At 52.2% G+C, this 16,604-nt stretch carries 16 protein-coding genes; 9 read left to right on the forward strand and 7 right to left on the reverse strand.

From position 1 onward, the window contains the following. Positions 1–556: 556 nt before the first annotated feature. Entirely contained in the window at positions 557–829 is a 273-nt protein-coding gene (locus J0A65_RS17705) for a type II toxin-antitoxin system Phd/YefM family antitoxin (protein ID WP_206595677.1), read from the forward strand. After that, positions 810–1,082 carry a Txe/YoeB family addiction module toxin gene (locus J0A65_RS17710; protein WP_206595678.1) on the forward strand — a complete coding sequence of 91 codons (273 nt, stop codon included), beginning with the start codon at positions 810–812 and terminating at the stop codon, positions 1,080–1,082. Before J0A65_RS17705 ends, J0A65_RS17710 begins: the two co-directional genes overlap by 20 nt. Before the next feature lie 96 nt (positions 1,083–1,178). Here the strand turns inward: J0A65_RS17710 and J0A65_RS17715 are convergent, their stop codons facing one another. Together J0A65_RS17715 and J0A65_RS17720 are read right to left on the reverse strand one after the other, a co-directional pair. Next, positions 1,179–1,562, reverse strand: a complete 384-nt coding sequence (locus J0A65_RS17715; protein WP_206595679.1) for a VOC family protein — start codon at positions 1,560–1,562, stop codon at positions 1,179–1,181. Next, positions 1,546–2,199 (reverse strand): RNA polymerase sigma factor, encoded by a 654-nt coding sequence (locus tag J0A65_RS17720; protein WP_206595680.1) that lies wholly within the window; start codon positions 2,197–2,199, stop codon positions 1,546–1,548. The genes J0A65_RS17715 and J0A65_RS17720 overlap by 17 nt, the downstream gene beginning before the upstream one ends. A 735-nt stretch (positions 2,200–2,934) precedes the next feature. On the opposite strand from J0A65_RS17720, the gene J0A65_RS17725 reads away from it, so the two are divergent. From J0A65_RS17725 to J0A65_RS17735, 3 genes are read left to right on the forward strand one after another with little or no spacing between them, the layout of a single operon-like run. Continuing rightward, the gene (locus J0A65_RS17725) at positions 2,935–5,313 is read left to right on the forward strand and encodes a TonB-dependent receptor (RefSeq protein ID WP_206595681.1); all 2,379 of its coding nucleotides are present in this window, start codon (positions 2,935–2,937) and stop codon (positions 5,311–5,313) included. A 24-nt stretch (positions 5,314–5,337) separates the two neighbouring features. Then, complete coding sequence (locus J0A65_RS17730) at positions 5,338–6,042, forward strand: response regulator transcription factor (RefSeq protein WP_206595682.1); 705 nt, start codon at positions 5,338–5,340, stop codon at positions 6,040–6,042. After that, positions 6,042–7,268, forward strand: coding sequence for a sensor histidine kinase (locus J0A65_RS17735; RefSeq protein ID WP_206595683.1), 1,227 nt, complete (start codon positions 6,042–6,044; stop codon positions 7,266–7,268). The genes J0A65_RS17730 and J0A65_RS17735 overlap by 1 nt, the downstream gene beginning before the upstream one ends. A 190-nt stretch (positions 7,269–7,458) precedes the next feature. On the opposite strand, the gene J0A65_RS17740 is transcribed toward J0A65_RS17735, so the two are convergent. Both J0A65_RS17740 and J0A65_RS17745 read right to left on the reverse strand, forming a co-directional pair. Continuing rightward, positions 7,459–7,674 carry a helix-turn-helix transcriptional regulator gene (locus tag J0A65_RS17740; RefSeq protein ID WP_206595684.1) on the reverse strand — a complete coding sequence of 72 codons (216 nt, stop codon included), beginning with the start codon at positions 7,672–7,674 and terminating at the stop codon, positions 7,459–7,461. Then, the gene (locus J0A65_RS17745) at positions 7,667–8,107 is read right to left on the reverse strand and encodes a hypothetical protein (RefSeq protein ID WP_206595685.1); all 441 of its coding nucleotides are present in this window, start codon (positions 8,105–8,107) and stop codon (positions 7,667–7,669) included. The genes J0A65_RS17740 and J0A65_RS17745 overlap by 8 nt, the downstream gene beginning before the upstream one ends. A 163-nt stretch (positions 8,108–8,270) precedes the next feature. Between J0A65_RS17745 and J0A65_RS17750 the strand changes: the two genes are divergently transcribed. The 4 genes from J0A65_RS17750 (at position 8,271) to J0A65_RS17765 (ending at position 13,446) form a co-directional block, all read left to right on the forward strand. Beyond that, the gene (locus J0A65_RS17750; protein WP_206595686.1) at positions 8,271–10,190 is read left to right on the forward strand and encodes a S9 family peptidase; all 1,920 of its coding nucleotides are present in this window, start codon (positions 8,271–8,273) and stop codon (positions 10,188–10,190) included. A 94-nt stretch (positions 10,191–10,284) separates the two neighbouring features. After that, positions 10,285–11,547, forward strand: a complete 1,263-nt coding sequence (locus tag J0A65_RS17755; protein ID WP_206595687.1) for a DUF2254 domain-containing protein — start codon at positions 10,285–10,287, stop codon at positions 11,545–11,547. 109 nt (positions 11,548–11,656) lie between these two features. Further along, positions 11,657–13,030, forward strand: a complete 1,374-nt coding sequence (locus J0A65_RS17760) for an aldehyde dehydrogenase family protein (RefSeq protein WP_232850034.1) — start codon at positions 11,657–11,659, stop codon at positions 13,028–13,030. Beyond that, positions 13,030–13,446 carry a VOC family protein gene (locus tag J0A65_RS17765; RefSeq protein WP_206595689.1) on the forward strand — a complete coding sequence of 139 codons (417 nt, stop codon included), beginning with the start codon at positions 13,030–13,032 and terminating at the stop codon, positions 13,444–13,446. Before J0A65_RS17760 ends, J0A65_RS17765 begins: the two co-directional genes overlap by 1 nt. Here J0A65_RS17765 and J0A65_RS17770 read toward each other — a convergent pair. From J0A65_RS17770 to J0A65_RS17780, 3 genes are all read right to left on the reverse strand, one after another. Further along, on the reverse strand, positions 13,443–14,729 hold the full coding sequence (locus tag J0A65_RS17770) for an alanine racemase (protein ID WP_206595690.1): 1,287 nt from the start codon (positions 14,727–14,729) through the stop codon (positions 13,443–13,445). The two genes, J0A65_RS17765 and J0A65_RS17770, sit on opposite strands and share 4 nt — an antisense overlap. A gap of 65 nt (positions 14,730–14,794) precedes the next feature. After that, positions 14,795–16,213, reverse strand: a complete 1,419-nt coding sequence (locus tag J0A65_RS17775; RefSeq protein ID WP_206595691.1) for a D-arabinono-1,4-lactone oxidase — start codon at positions 16,211–16,213, stop codon at positions 14,795–14,797. Then, positions 16,203–16,535 carry a c-type cytochrome gene (locus J0A65_RS17780; RefSeq protein ID WP_206595692.1) on the reverse strand — a complete coding sequence of 111 codons (333 nt, stop codon included), beginning with the start codon at positions 16,533–16,535 and terminating at the stop codon, positions 16,203–16,205. The genes J0A65_RS17775 and J0A65_RS17780 overlap by 11 nt, the downstream gene beginning before the upstream one ends. Between the last annotated feature and the right edge of the window lie 69 nt (positions 16,536–16,604).

Genomic DNA, 16,604 nt, shown 5'->3' on the forward strand with positions numbered 1-16,604 from the left:
GCTATTGTTGGAATGAAGATCTATTGCGCTATAGTAGTTCATGTCAGCCTCCGATCAGCTTGTTGGATCTCACTTACAGCGTAATAGCTGTAGCTGATCCGCGAGGCTGATTAGAGGATTATTCAGAGTTGTCGATCACTGCCGCCCTCTGTGATTCGGTAAAACGTGATTTTTACATTGTCATTTTGTAGCACGCCTGTAACCCTTTGCCCAGCAAGAGTTTTTTTGGTGGTATCGATATAGTGTCGGGGGAAAGGCGGAACTGTTTCGTACCATTTTAGATATACAGAACGCTCTCTTTAGCTGCTTTATTTAGTAGTTGAATCCCTTCGTGGACTTCGCGTTCTTCGTGTTTAATGAGTTTTAAAATACCAGCTTCACCACGATGATCAGAAGAACACGAAGAAGGTATTTTTCATCACAGATAAACTCTGGCTTGCACAATTTCAACGAACCTGGTCTGTTGGCCCTATTACTAAAAAGCAGGCGCGCTTGGCCTTGTTAAGGCTCCTGGCGTATACTAGTACGGAACTTCCGTACATTAAGGTGCCGTTTTATGGACACAATCAGTGTAAACAAATTCAGAGATAACCTTAAAAGCGTTGTAGAGCAAGTGGTTAGCCGACACGAACCGCTCAAGGTAACGCGCCGTGCAGGAGAGGCTTTTGTGGTGATAAGTGCCGACGACTGGGAACGAGAGCAGGAAACTCTTCACGTACTCCAAAGCAAGAATCTTATGCAGCAGATTGCCGACTCTCTTGAAACCCACACCCGTGGACAAGGCTATAAACCCACTGGCGAGCAGATGGATGAGATCACTGGTATTTGAGGGCAACACTTGGGCAGCGTATGAGGCTATGCGCGAAAAAGACAAACCTCTGCACAAGGCCCTGTGTAAATTGCTCAAGGAAATGCTGCGCTCCGATGACCCATCTTCCGGACTGGGAAAGCCAGAACCACTGAAGCACAACCTCTCTGGCTTGTGGTCCAAGCGGATATCACAAAAAGACCGTTTGATATATCGGTTCGACGATGAGTGCACTTATATCTTTGCTATTGGTGGTCACTACGATCAGCCTTAACTGGCCCAAAAGAAAAGCCGAGGGCACTATTGTGCTTCTCGGCTTACCTTCTTCGTTATCCATCTAAAACTCTGTGGCGCTTACGCCAAACAGCACTCAATTTAGCTTGCGCGGCACTGCTTCGGATTGATACATAGATATCTGGTGATGGTCTGGGTCGGCGATTTCTGCAGACCAGCCGCCGGGGGCGTGGCTCACCGGCGTGACTATGGTGACGCCTTTTTCTGATAGCGCGGCAACCACATCGTCGATACCGCCATCGGGCAGATCAAACACAATAATGGGTGTGTTTCCTGGTCGTGATTCCTGTTTAAAGAACAGTAGTTCCACCTCATTGGCCGTTTGCGCTATTAACCAGTCACCGTCTTCACCTTCCATTCTCTGCATCGCCAGCCCCAGCGCATCGCGGTAGAAGGCTTCGGTCTTATCAATGTCGCTTACGTAATAACAAATAGCGCCAAGCTTACTTTGACCAAACATTGTCTTTTTCCTTTTTTTGGGTTGATTTCATCCTAGGTTGCCGCAATGGGCCGTTTTGTGAGCTAAGCATAAAAAGATGTCCGTCCGGGTCGTGAGTGGCGAGCATCACATGCTCCCTGCAAGGCAATTTGCGTAATGCCTGACGTATGCGGCCAAACGCCAGCCCCTCTTTTAAACCTCTAAGTTCAAGTACATGACTGCCGTCGAACTGACGCCAGCGCCGTTTAATTTGCACTATGCGTTGGCGCAGGGCCGCATCTGACACACGCATTAACCAGGCTATCTCAGCTTTAGTATGCCCGGTTAGGGCCAGAAGCGCGGTCGTTTTAAGGCTTGGCGGTAATCTGCTGACAAAAGAGGTGGTTGATGCTTCGCTTTGTGTTTGCTCATCACTTAAGTAGGCAAATGACGCTTCCCGTTTTCGCCGTCTTATGGCCGAGCGGGCATGAAAGGCTGACTGATTTCGAATAGCGCCAACTAACCAGCGGCGGTTATCAACACAGGCCATATCGGTTCGACCTGTCTCGATGGCGGCAAGCAGTGCGGTCTGAAGCAGATCCTCAGCTTCATCGGCATGCCATGCCAACTTATGGGCATACCGCAAAAGCGCGGTATAGTGTTTATCTTTTCTTATCACAAATGCAATGCCCCTATCCCAGGGTTCTGCCACGCTATCGGGCAAACGCAGAGATAAACTGTCCCTGTTTGATTTAACTGCCTATATGGCAATGATTTAGCCAGACGGCGCAAAAACGATCAATAGCATCATAGAGAAATGCCCCTGTGCCATCACTCTTACTCTTGACCTTAGAGAAACTGCTTCAGTCTCCCTGAATTTAAAGGTGATGATTGCAGACCGGAACTGGCTTACTCGATTTCAGTGAGTCAGACATCTTGCGCTTTCAACTGCCAAGTTGGGAAAGCAAGCCCCTTCGTGGACTTCGCGTTCTTCGTGTTTAAGGAGTTTTAAAATACAGCCTCACCACAAAGATCAGAAGAACACGAAGAATGGGCAATCTCTTTCATCCTTTGTAGTAAAGCTATCCAATGACCTGCAACAGTTTTACATACATAGTCAAAAAACAGATTGAACAGCTTTAGCTAGCCTGAAAGCCAACAGGCAGGACGCATGTTTGTAAAAATAACAGGCGCGCAAAGGACTGCGTCTCATAAAGAACAGAGAGGTTAGCCAATTGGTACAGCAAAAGCAGACAGTTGATACTGCGTTATTCAGTTCGTTGTCGCCAATATAGAAAAATCTCACTCTGCGGGTATAACCTTCACATCTTGGCGACATTTTAGTCACATTGGCTTTGCTAGCTTCCCCTTTGTTCCATCAAATAGATAGGCTCAACATTTGGAAGGTAGCAATATGAACAGGCAATTAACGCAAATATCCTGGTTGACTCTGTGGGCGCTGCTGATTGGCTTGCCACTTTTCAGCCAGGCCGCAGAAGCACCCGGTGCGCTGACTGTTATCGTTAAAGATCAGAATACTGAGCGCCCCCTTGCGGATGTGCAGATTACCGTCAGGGAACGGGAAACCTCGTCCACACAAACCTTTGCAACCGACGCACAGGGGCGCATCGTTATTGAACAGCTTGACCCCGGTCTGTACTCGGTAAGCCTGGCCAAAAACGGTTTCGCCTCATTGTATGAGCCAAGCATACGGGTGGTGACGCGGAAAAATATCAAACTGGCATTCGAACTTAGAGAGCAAGCCATTGAAGTGGTAGAGGTTAGAGCGCAGCAAGCCGATACCTTTGCCTCAGGCTCCAGCACCTATCTGGACCGCGAGGCGCTGCGCAGCGCGGTGGGCGGTGGCGCCGATCCACTGCTGTCTTTGGACGGCTTACCAGGCCTGGCATCAGCCAGTGAATTTGCCAGCTTTAGCGTACGTGGCCGTGGCCCCAGAGATAATTTGATATTCGTTGATGACTTTCCCTTTGATAAAGCGGTGCACTTTGATGCCACCTTAGGGGAAGAGGAAGATGTTGGCGGTGGTGGCCGTTTCTCGATTTTCGCCCCGAATGTGATCAGTAGCGCTGAGTTCTCCCCCGGAGGCTGGGGAGCGGCCTATGGTGGGCGGGCGGCATCGCTACTGAAACTGCAGGTTGCCGATGGCAATCCAAGCCCATCGGCAAGTTTCCGCTACGACCTGGCTGGGTTTGAGGTGGGTTACGATGGCCCGGTTGGTGATGACGCAACGATGCTGTTTTCTGCCCGGCGCCTGGACTTTGGCCAGTTGTTTGAAACCATTGAAGAGCTGGATATTGGCGAGCCGGTGTTAAGAGATATCATCCTAAAGTCAGTGATACCTATTAACCAGAACCACAGCGTTGAAATTCTGCTGATGGATACGCAGGAAGACTATCGCCGCGACGTTACGCATGTGTTTGCCTCACCCAACTTTGAAGATGCCGCGCTGCTGGACTTCAAACAAGACAGTGATTTATATGGCCTGACATTGCGCTCATTAGTGGGTGAAAAAGCGGTCTGGACCAATAAGCTGTATTACCGCAAAAGCGACAAGCTAAGCTCAGAAGGTGAAGCTTTTCCTGATCTGGTGCCAGAAGGCTCACCGGCCGCCAGTTTCCCGGTTAGGGAAGATATTATTAGCATCGCTGAAGATGAAACCGAGCTTGGCTGGCGCAGTGATTTTGAGACAACCAATCACTGGGGGCTGTTCAGTGCCGGGGTACGGCTGACGCAAATTGAACTGGACTACAGCACGGTGCTGGATGGCGATTGGATCCGCTTTGTGTACGACGATGATGACTTCAGAGCTGACCCACAGCAGCGCTATATTGTGCTAACGCCTTCGCACATCAACTCGGCAATAAAACACAAAGAAACCAGCTATGCTGGCTATGTCGAGCAGGTTTTTCAATTCGGTGATTGGGATGTTGGCACCGGCTTACGCCTGGAGCGCGATGGTTTTGCCGATGAACGCCTGGTTGCTCCCAGGCTCAGCCTTAACTGGCAGCCGGGTAAAAAAGTCAGGTATTTTGCCAGCGCCGGGCTGTTCCATCAGTCGCCAAGGTACTTAGAACTGGCCGCTAACGAGTCAAACACACTTAAGAATGAAACAATCACCCATACCAGCATAGGTTTAAAATACTTCCCCGACAGCAACTGGTCGGTATTAACCGAGGCCTATTATCAACGTCTCGACGACCTGGTGGTCGACCTTGACCGGGCCAGCGGCACCTTTGCCAACCTGGGCGATGGCAGCTCCTATGGGGTCGATATTGTGGTTAACGGTACGCTGTTCGAAGGCCTGTACGCCAGCGCCACCTATTCTTACAACGATGCAGTAGTTGACCGCAAGGACGGGCGCGGTGAGGTGGCGGCGGAATTTAACCGCAAGCATGTCGCCACCCTGGGCCTGACCTGGGAAATCAGCGACCGCTGGAAAGTTGCAGCGCGCTACAAATACCTTTCCGGTCGCCCAGATGATAACTTTGTTATTCATGCAGACGTATTGGGGCCGGGGCAAATGCTGCGTTACTCAAAAGAGATCACTGAGCGTAATGTTGGTCGCAAAGACGGCGCTGGCTTGTTAAACCTTCGGGTTGACTATCGGCGCGCCTTTGGGCCGGTTGATGTCACAGCCTTTCTTGATGTGATTAACGTCACGGCAGCCTCGTCAAGCGATGATACCGAGTTTGACTATCGCCGCGGTGTGCTGGTGCAGGACGATAGCGAGGCAGAGCCGTTAATTGGTCTGCGACTGGATTATGCCTGGTAAGGGGCCTGGTTAGGAGCAACAGCTATGGTACATGCGCTTGGTGTGGCACCGGTTAGGGTGCTGATTGTCGAAGACAACCGCGACATATGCGAGAACATTGCCAGCTATCTTGAAAAGCATAGCTATGTGATGGATTTTGCCTATGACGGCATCAGCGCCATGTACCTGGCGTTAACCAATACCTTCGATGTGATTGTGCTGGATCTGATGCTGCCGGGCATGGATGGCCTGAGTTTCTGCCACAAGCTGCGTGCCGATGCCAAAATCGAAACGCCGGTGCTGATGCTCACGGCACGAGACACCCTCGACGATAAACTAAAAGGCTTTGCGGCAGGCGCCGATGATTATCTGGTTAAACCTTTTGCCTTACAGGAGCTACATGCGCGCCTGCAGGCCCTGTACAAACGCAGCCACGGTAAAACCGATTGTCTGTTAACGGTGGCGGATCTGGCGCTCAACAAGTCGACGCTGCAGGTGTCTCGTGCAGGAAGACGGATTGATCTAAACCCTGCGGGTATGAAATTACTGCAGCGCCTGATGGAGCAGGCGCCCTCTGTGGTGGCACGCGATGAGCTGGAAACCTTATTATGGGCAGACGAACGCCCCGATGGTGATGCGCTGCGCTCGCATATGTATAAGCTGCGTCAGGCTATCGACCGGCCATTTGAACGCCCGCTTATTCATACCGTGCATCGTATTGGTTATCGCATTGCACTGGACGATAATTAGTGTACCGCCATAGTTTGCGCAAGCGTGTTGCCATTGCCTTTGCCATCTGCGTTGCAGTGCTTAGCCTGGCCTGGGGATTCGCCTTTTTTGCCGCCATCCGGTTAAGCGAAGACCGGGTGCTAACCCAGCAGTTGCAGGTTGCCGCCAACAGCTATCCCGCTATACCAGCGAATCTGCGCGGCTACGATACGATTGCCAGCCTGCCGGCATCGCTGCAGGCGTGGGCGCAAACAAACCCGGCGGAAGGGTTGTACGAATTTGAAGCCGAAGAGCTGCATGTGGCGGTCATCGCCAACGGCAATCAGCAACGGGCCTTTGTGGTATTCGACGTTACCGGAATTGAAGCGGCATCGTCAGAGGACTGGTGGCTGCTGCTGGTGATCAGCGCTGTTGTGGGTACCCTTGGTGTGCTGGGTTTCGGGCTGGGTGTGCTGGTCATGCGCCAGGCTGTTGCCCCGGTGGCGCAACTGGCCAAAGCGGTGGCCGATATCGACGTACAACAGCTTTCGATGGATGATTATAAACGCATTGAATCCAGCCGCTTTGGCGATGATGAAGTTGGCGTACTGGCAGCAACCATTGAGAGAACGCTTGAGCGTATCAGCGCCTTTATGGCCAGGGAGCGCTATTTTACCAGTTCCGCCAGCCATGAGCTGCGCACGCCCATCACGGTCATTACCGGCGCACTTGAGCTGCTGGAACACAGCGAGCTGTCAGCCAGCGACAGAAAGGCACTGGACAGGGTACGCCGTGCCACCCTTGATATGAAAACCACCATTGACATGTTTTTATGCCTGGCCCGCGAAACCGACGACGGCTTATATCACCAGCAGTTTTTTGTCACGCCATTGGTGAGCAGCGCCATAGACCAGCAGCGCCACCTGCTAAGCCGCAAGCAAGTCGATGTTGACATTGACCAGCGCGCTAACCCCAGAGTTTGCGGCCATCCGCAAGCTTTTGCTATCGCGGTTAATAATCTGGTACGCAATGCATTTGAGCATACCCTCGCCGGTCAGGGGCCCATCACGATTCGGATTGACCAGCAGGAACTACTGGTGACCAATAAGCTAAGCAGTGAAGCTGACGAGCCGCACTTAGCTACCGACGCTTCAGCACAGGGCTATGGTCTGGGGTTGGGTATAGTGCAACGCTTGTGTGAGCGCAATGGCTGGTCGTTTGCACTGCACGCCGATGAAAAGCGCGTGGTAGCCCGCCTTTCCTGGTAACGGCCACAAAGAGGCCTTATTGAAATCAATGGGTCAGAGAGAATTGCTCCAATGTCATAGCTATCGTCTTTACCTAAACTCAACCGACTTCAGTCCCAAGCCTTAAAGGTGAAAATGCCTGAGCCCCCAAACAACCAACGCCCGATAACTATATCGGGCGTTTACGCATTGAATCAACGTTGTACCAATATCAGCTCTGGTCATCCAACAGAGCAAAGATACTCTCTACCGGCACCTCAAAAAAACGCGCCATTTTCAGGGCTATCACCACCGACGGGGTAAAACGCCCGGTTTCCACCGTGCTGATGGTTTTGCGTGATACGCCGATAGCATCCGCCAGTTCTTGCTGAGAGACCTTGCGCTGAGTACGCAGCTTGTGAATATGGTTATCCAGTTGCTCATTCATTCTCTGCCCTCAAGCCTTTCAGTACTGGCAGTGCATAGGCAATCAGCAATACCGCACCCAATGCCGCGCTGATACCTTGCCCGGATATTTGTTTGCCATCTGTTGTTGCACCAAAGGTTGCCCCCAGTGCTATCGAAATTATCAGAAAGGCATTCTTACAGCCGCGCTGATGAAGGTGGTTGGCAAATTCATCCTGAAATTCGCCATACCAGAAGGCAGCTTTAACACTGCCAACGCAATCACGTATGGTGACTAACATACAAACAAGCGCTGCCAGTACAGTGGCCGCATACAGCCAGTTGGCGAATGCTACGTTAAACCACTTATCCAGACAGATAACGACCAGCACTACAGCCATAACAAGGCTGCAGACGGCATTGCGCTTAAGATACTGTTGCTCACGTTCATAGAGGGAAATGGCTTTATTTGTCATCTTCTGCTTCCTTTTCAAGAATATTTTCATGATACCCTTGGGTAACTATTGATACCCAAGGGTTACATAAAGACAAGTTTTATTTTCAGGCAGCAATAGCTTGACTAAGCCGGTCAGTATTTATACAAAACCTTGTGGAACTGCAAAAAATACAAGGATCACTATGAAACCCAGCCACTATTGGTCTGCCCTTTGCCTAAGCGCCGCCTTGCTGGCAGGTTGTCAGAGCGCCAAGGCGCCGGATGCTCAGCAAAGCGCGGCACAAATACAACCCGTACAAATTCCTCAATACAGTGCCCAAAGCTTTTATGACACGGTGAGCCTGTATGGTTCGTCCATTAACCACAACAACAGCCAGGTGCTGGTCAGCAGTGACGCCAGCGGCGTGTTTAATGCCTACAGTTACCCCCTGGATGGCAGTGCGCCGACTCAGTTAATCCATTCCACCACCGATGCCATCAGCGGCGTAAGCTGGTTCCCGGCAGATAACCGAGTGCTGTATACCTCAGATCAAGGGGGTAACGAGCTACACCATTTATATGTGTTGGAAGAAGACGGTAGCAGCCGCGACATCACCCCAGGGGAAAAACTCAAAGCACAGTTTATGGGTTGGCATCAGGACGATATTCACTTTTATGTGGCCACCAATGAACGGGATGCCAAAGCCTTTGATCTGTATCGATACGATAGCGAAGACTACGGCCGTACTTTGGTGTTTGAAAACACCCAGGGCTGGGAGCTGGGTGAGATCAGTAAAAACGGTAACTGGCTGACCTTGATGAAAGTGCATAGCAACGCCGATGACGATATTTATGTGGCTAATCTGCAACAACTTGCCGCCCCACCTCTGCATATCACCCCCCATCAGGGCAAAGTCAGTCACATCGTGTTTAGCTTTACCCCAGACAGTGATGAGTTGATCTACGGTAGCAACGCCCAGGGAGAGTTTACCCAGGCCTGGTCCTATAACCTGTTATCAGGTCAGCGTAACTTGCACTATGCCGACAACTGGGATGTGTCTTTTGTCTACTACTCGGATAGTGGCCGTTATCAGGTAACCGGTGTTAACGCGGATGCCCAAACCCGCCTGACGATTCTGGATACACACAGTGGTAAAGAACTGCTGTTACCGGCCTTACCGGCCGGAGATTTGCGCGGGGTAAACTTCAGCCGCGACGAGCAGCGCATGGTGTTCTACATTAATTCCGATGTGTCTCCGTCCAATTTGTTTAGCTGGCAGGTTGGCAGCAGTGCCGCCAAGCAGCTTAGTCAGTCACTAAACCCACAAATAGACGCCCAGTATCTGGTCAGCAGTGAGGTAGTGCGCTTTCCCAGTTTTGACGGCATCACTATTCCGGCTATCCAGTACCAACCCAAGCAAGCCAGTGCCAGTCATAAAGTACCGGCGATTATCTTTATCCACGGTGGCCCCGGCGGTCAAACCCGCAAGGGTTACAGCGCCATTATCCAGCATCTGGTCAATCATGGTTATGCGGTATTGGGGGTGAATAACCGTGGCTCATCAGGCTATGGCAAAACCTTCTTCCATCTGGATGACAAACGCCATGGCGAAGACGATCTGCAGGACATTGTTTACAGCAAAAAATACCTGCAAAGTCTGGACTGGGTAGACGGCGAGCGTATTGCCGTGATGGGCGGCAGCTATGGCGGCTACCTGACCATGGCCGCCATGGCCTTCACCGATGAGTTTAAACTAGGCATCAATATTTTCGGTGTCACCAACTGGGTGCGCACACTGGAAAGTATTCCACCCTGGTGGGAGAGCTTCCGTCAGTCTCTGTACGACGAACTGGGTGATCCGGCTACCGACAAAGCACGCCTGACCCGTATTTCACCGCTATTCCATGCCGACAAAATCAAAAAGCCGGTGCTGGTAGTACAAGGGGCCAACGATCCCAGGGTTCTGCAGGTTGAGAGTGACGAGATGGTAGAAGCCATTCGCGCTAATAATGTGCCGGTGGAATATGTGCTGTTTGCTGATGAAGGCCATGGCTTTCGCAGCAAGGCCAACCGCATTACCGCCCAGGAAGCCTATCTGAAGTTTCTGCAAACCTATCTATAGGTGGCATTTGCGATTAAGGCCCGCATCGTCGGGCCTTTTTTGTTTGTGTTATGCTCGTTACGCAGCGGAACAGCCAAACCAGAAAGGAGCGAGCATGGTTAGTCGAATGACATTCTTGGCCAATAAGTTATCCGAACGCTTATGGGTACGGCCGTTATTGATGTGCCTGGTGTCTGTTGTTGCCGCTTTTATGGCTCAGTGGCTGGGCAACAGCGGGCTCTCCGTTTATCTACCCAGCATCAGCCGCGACAGCCTGGAAACCCTGCTGAGTATTATGTCATCCAGCATGCTGGTGATAGCCACCTTCTGCGTGGGCTCTATGGTGGCAGCCTATGCCAGCGCTGGTAACAGTGCCACACCGCGTTCCTTCGCCCTGGTAATTGCCGATGATGTGTCACAAAACGCCCTGGCCACCTTTATCGGCGCCTTTATTTTCAGTGTGGTAGCCATAGTTGCGGTGAAAAACGACTTTTATGCCGAGGGCGGTCACTTTGTGCTGTTTTGTATGACCTTTTCGGTACTGGCGGCAGTCATTGTCACCTTTGTACGCTGGGTCGACCGTATTGCCCGCCTTGGCCGGGTTAATTCCACCATAGATAAAATTGAAGAAGCCACCGCCAAAGCCTTAGAACATCGCAAACAAGCACCGCTGATGGGCGGCATTGCTCTTGCCCCTGTATCAGCCCCGAATAGGGAAGTGTACATACTCAAGCCCGGCTATATTCAGCGCATCGAACTTAGCAGCATTCAAAAATTGGCCGAGCGGCTGGACATGACCGTCAGGCTATTGGTGTTACCTGGCAGTTTTGTCTTTCCCGGCCAGCCGGTTTTGCTGGTAGGCGGGCAGAGAGCTCTGGATGAGCAAGATATCAGCACACTGCAAAGTGCCTTTATTCTCGGCAAAAACCGCACCTTTATTGAAGATCCTCGCTTTGGTTTGGTGGTGCTTTCGCAGGTTGCCTGTAAGGCCCTGTCTCCTGCGGTTAATGATGCAGGTACTGCGATAGATGTGCTATCCAGCTTCGCCCGGCTGTTTAGTCAGTGGAATGAGCCAGTGGCCACAGAGGATATGGCCGACTGCAGGTTCGACCGCATCCAAGTGCCTGAACTGGATATGCAGGATTTGTTTGACGATGCCTTTAACGCCATAGGTCGTGACGGTGCAGGCAGTATTGAAGTGGTGCTAAAGCTACAGAAAACCCTGACGGCGCTGGCTGACTGCCCGGCGCCTGGTATGCGTGAAGCAGCCAGATTGCACGCAGCCAAGGCCTTAGCCCGCGCCGAGCAAAGCCTGTCGCTGGACACAGATAAGCAGCAAGCCAGACAAGCAAGTTGCTGCGCTTCGCCAGCATCATAGAAATAATTGGACGAAAGACCAATTATCTGAAACGGATAACAATAAGCCGCTTGTTCCCCCCGCAGGAATAGCATAATGTGAACACCTGTTTGAATTATTCGGGATGCACATGACTGGGCTAATTGCACAACAGGTAGAAGGCTTACGCAGCTACTTCAATACCGGCGTCACTAAAGATTTAAGCTGGCGTCGTCAGCAGTTAAATCAGTTGCTGACCATGACCCTGACTCATCAGCAGGATATTGTTGAGGCGCTCAGGCAGGATCTGGGTAAAGCGGAACAGGAAAGCTGGCTGGCGGAAATCGGTTTTCTGGAAGACGATATAAAACACAGCCTCAAGCACCTTGCCAAGTGGTGCAAGCCCCGCAAGCTTTCCACTCCCATGCTGGCCCAACCCGGCAGCAGTTGGTTGCAACCCGAGCCGCTGGGTACGGTGCTGATTATTGGCGCCTGGAATTACCCCTTTCAGTTACTCTTAGCCCCATTAGTCGCCGCCATTGCTGCCGGTAACTGTGCGGTGGTCAAGCCATCTGAACTGGCCGAACACACCAGCGCCCTGATTGCCCGCTTGCTGCCCCGTTATCTCGACAGTAACGCCTATCAGGTGGTGGAAGGGGGCGTGGAACAAACCACCGAGGTACTTAAACAGAAGTTTGACCATATTCTCTACACCGGCGGAGAGACGGTAGGCAAAATTGTCATGAAGGCCGCCGCCGACCACCTGACCCCAGTGACACTGGAACTGGGTGGCAAAAGCCCCTGCATTGTCGCCAGTGATTGCGATCTGGATGTCACCGCCGCGCGCATTGTGTGGAGCAAATGGATGAACGCCGGGCAAACCTGCGTGGCCCCGGATTACATTCTGGTGGAGAATGCCTTCGTCGATAAACTTATCGCCGCTATTGTCAGCAAGTTAGACGCCTTTTACGGAAAAAATCCGGCCCAAAGCCCAGACTATGGCAGAATTATCAACCCCCGCCACCTCGCCCGGCTGCAGTCGTACCTTGAAGGGCAGAAGGTGGTATGCGGTGGCCAGGTAGATGAAAATACCCGTTATATGGCGCCGACCCTGGTACAAAACCCGGCCCTGGACAGCCCGCTGATGCAGCAGGAAATATTCGGCCCCATCTTGCCTATTGTCGGTCTGGACCGAATTGAACAGGCCAAGGATTTTATCAACCAGCGGGCCAAGCCACTGGCCCTGTACTTGTATACCCGCTCTCAAAGCTTAGAACAGCAGATACTGGCAGGCACCAGTGCCGGTAGCGTCTGTATTAATGACGGCATCATGTTTATGGCTAACCCGGCGCTACCTTTTGGGGGCGTGGGCAATAGCGGCATGGGCCGTTATCATGGTCAATGGGGTTTTGATACCTTCAGCCATTTAAAGGCCGTAATGAAACGCAGCACCCGCTTTGACATTGACTGGCGTTACCCGCCCTTTAGTGCCAAAAAAATGAAAATGCTCAAGTGGGTGAAATAATGCTACAGCCTTTTCATTTAGCCATACCTGTCACCTCACTGGCCAAGGCCAGACGCTTTTATGGGGAATTACTGGGCTGTGAAACCGGGCGTTTCAGTGAGCAGTGGATAGACTGGAATTTTTTTGGTCATCAGCTAGTCACGCACTTGGTGGAACAGATGCCCAGCGCCCCGGCGCATAACGAAGTAGATGCCCATGCGGTGCCCGTGCCGCATTTTGGCGTGGTACTGGCCTGGTCTGACTGGCAACAACTGGCTGACAAACTCACCCATGCCGGCTGTGACTTTGTGATCAAACCCTATATTCGCTTTAAAGGTCAGGCCGGCGAGCAGGCAACCCTGTTTTTACTCGATCCTTGTGGTAATGCCCTGGAATTCAAGGCCTTTAAAGATCTTAATCAACTCTTCGCGGTTTAGGGGCCATCGGCCCCCAATACCGGCCAGCGAGCCAGCAATTGGCCATTACGCATGGCCAGCAAATGGCCAAACTGTAATAACACGGCCTCGCTTTGCAGGGGCCGCAAAAATACCCAGTCATCCACCGCCAGCGGCAGTTGTGCTGAGCCACTTAACCCTTGCTGATTGGAGCTGTCATACAGGCCATTAAAACTCAGCCCAGGCGGTGACCAGGGAGCTGCCAGCCATTTACCACCGTAGATAAAAAAGCTCACCTGCTGATTGGGATCCCACCAACTTGCCACGCTACCCAGCCATTCCTGGGTCGGCACTCCTTGATTCACCTGTTTTTTTAGTACACGAGTGGCAATGGCCGCGGCCGGTTCAAACTCTGCAAGTATTGGCAGGTCAAAATCCAGAGGCTTTAACAAACAAGAGCCCACTGACAAATCATTTACTTGTGTGACATCACCGTAGCGCAAAAAGGTTGGGCTACCGGCGCCGTTAAAACACAGCGGCCGCTCAAACCACTTGGGGTATGCACTGCGAATCTGTTCCACATAAGCACGATAACGGGCCTGCACTTGTATGAACTCGCGGTCCCCCAAAAAGCCGGGCAGTTTACTGACATGGGCGTCGTAACCCATTAAACCGGAAAATTGCAGATGCTCGGGATTTGCTGCCACTAATTCCAGAGCCTTGGCAAAGCTGGCCGGTTCATTAAAGCCGCCACGATGCAGCCCCACATCAATCTCAAAGTTTACTCTCAGTAGCAAGCCTTGCTGTTTGGCCAGTTGCAGGTATTGCTCAAGCCTTGGCAGGCTGTCAATCAGCCACTGCAATTGCTCTGCAGGAACAAAGCCCTGCGATTGTGGTTGCCAGCTTTGATAAAAAGCCGCGGCGGATGCCACCGGCATTGGCTTACCAAACAGAATGTCGGCATCGGGTTTGGCTTTGGCCAGCGCTTGCAGGAAAGGCAAATGAAACACCATATAAGCCTGGCTTTGGCTGCGCTTGGCTATATAGTCAAGCAAGTCGGGGCTTGGCAGCGACTTCACCACAATCCGGTAGGTTTTATCTGGCTGGCGGCTGAAAAATGCATTTAATACCGCCAGGTTCTGGTCCAGTTTATCCAGATCAATCAGTAGCGACGGATGGGTAACATCAGCGCGGTCTAATGCCGAAGACAAGCCCTGAAAGTAAGGCTCAACGGCACCGGCATTATCCTGCGGCTTGGCCAGCCAGGCACCGCCCAGCAACGCCACACCAGCACCGGCTTTTAAAAAGGTGCGTCTGCTTGTCATCTCAACCTACTCCATTTATCAATTCATTAATCAGTCGTTGAAGCCCCTGCCGGGATAAACAGCATTTACACACCCAGCACCTGTTTTAAATGGGTATTCAGCAACTTGCCATTGGGATCCAGACTTTCCCGAATGGCGAGAAAGTCCTGCCAGTGTTTGGGATACAGTGCGGCCAATTGTGGTGCCTGTAAGGTATGGATCTTGCCCCAATGGGGACGCCCTTCGTACTGGTGGAATATCGGTTCAATCTCGGCAAAAAACGGCCGGTAATCCAGGTCGCCAAACTGATGGATAGATAGCACAGCACTGTCGCGTCCTTGGTACATGGACAGCATAATGTCGTCGCTTTTCACATGCCGGTATTCAATAGGAAAACAGGCTGGCAACTTACGTCGCACAATAGTATCCAGCACCTTACGTAAACACTCCGGCCCGGCTTCCACCGGCACAGAATATTCCATTTCACAAAAACGCGTGGTTCTGGCATGGGCCAGCACCCGATAAGAGGGGCCGGTTCGAACTACTGGCGGGTTGCCGCCAAAGGCTTTGTCCAGCAACCAGGCATACAGAGACTCCCCTACTCCAGGTAGCCAGGAGACAGATTCGAATACCTGACGTAGCTGGTTCAAGGCACCGGGATCCTCTTCGCCCTGATTCACATCTGCGGCTTTGGCCTCATTGGTGGCCACCGAGATACCAAGGGGCGAATAAGGCAAAGCAAAGATTTCAAAATGGCGGTTTTGTGCCATACGCTGCTCAAGCTCTGAGAGCATCAACTCAAGGGGTTCAACCTGGCTGACTTCGGTCAGACGGTAGGCGCTTTGGCATTGCAAACGCACTCTGGAAACGACACCCAAAGCACCTAAGTGGGTGCGGGCGGCGTTGAATATTTGCGGATGTTGTTTGGCGCTGACATCCAGCAATTGCCCATCCACTGTTGCCAAAGTAAGCCCGGCCACCTGGGTAGACAGCGAGCCGAAGTGTTTGCCGGTGCCATGGGTTGAAGTGGCAATAGCCCCGGCCAACGACGGATAATCCATATCCGGCAGATTTTGCGTGGCCAGCCCGACACTTTCCAGTAAGGGGCCCAGACTATGCAGGCGCGTGCCGCCCCAAACTTCAGCTTGTAAGGTAGCGGGGTCGTGGCTAATCAGCCCTGACAAATAGTCCGTGGTCAGCAAGGTATCGTCGGTAGGCACTAAGGCACTAAATGCATGACTGGAGCCCACCGCCCGCACTGTGCCTTTGGCCTGGGTCAAACCTTGCAGCAACTGCTGTTCGTTACGTGGTGCCAGACGCTGTGACGGATAACAACTGTGATTCTTGCCCCAGTTAATCCAGGGCAGGGGTTTGCCCGGCACGTAGGGCGCAGCCAGTGGCGGCGACGCCGGATTAGGTGAACAGCCCGCCATAGGCACAGCAGCGCTGGCGGCCAAACCTTTGAGTAAGGTACGTCTGCTGATGCCGGACGTATTACTTGTCATGCCCCACCTCCTTGGCATCGCCCAACATAAAGTCGATCAGGGTCTGCATATCCTCCTCGGTGCAGGCACTGCAATAGCCCATGGGCGGCATGCCACCTACGCCCTCAATACTGTTTAGCAGGATCTGCTCGCGGCCTTTTTGCATACGCGCCTGCCAGGCCTGAGTATCGCCCAGCAGTGGCGCACCGGTGTGAGCAACCGCATGACATTGCAGGCAGTTATGACTCAACAACTGCATTTGTTCCGGAGTCATTTGTGCTTGAACAGCGCTGCCTGACAAGCCAGCGATGAGCAGCGCCAGACGAAGTGGAGATAGAGCCATAAAGCCTCACCGGCATAAATTGGACGAGCGTCCAAATTACAGTCCACCCTGTTGGTTTGTCAACAGCTT

The sequence above is a fragment of the Bowmanella yangjiangensis genome, from assembly GCF_017255015.1.
Lineage (GTDB): Bacteria > Pseudomonadota > Gammaproteobacteria > Enterobacterales > Alteromonadaceae > Bowmanella > Bowmanella yangjiangensis.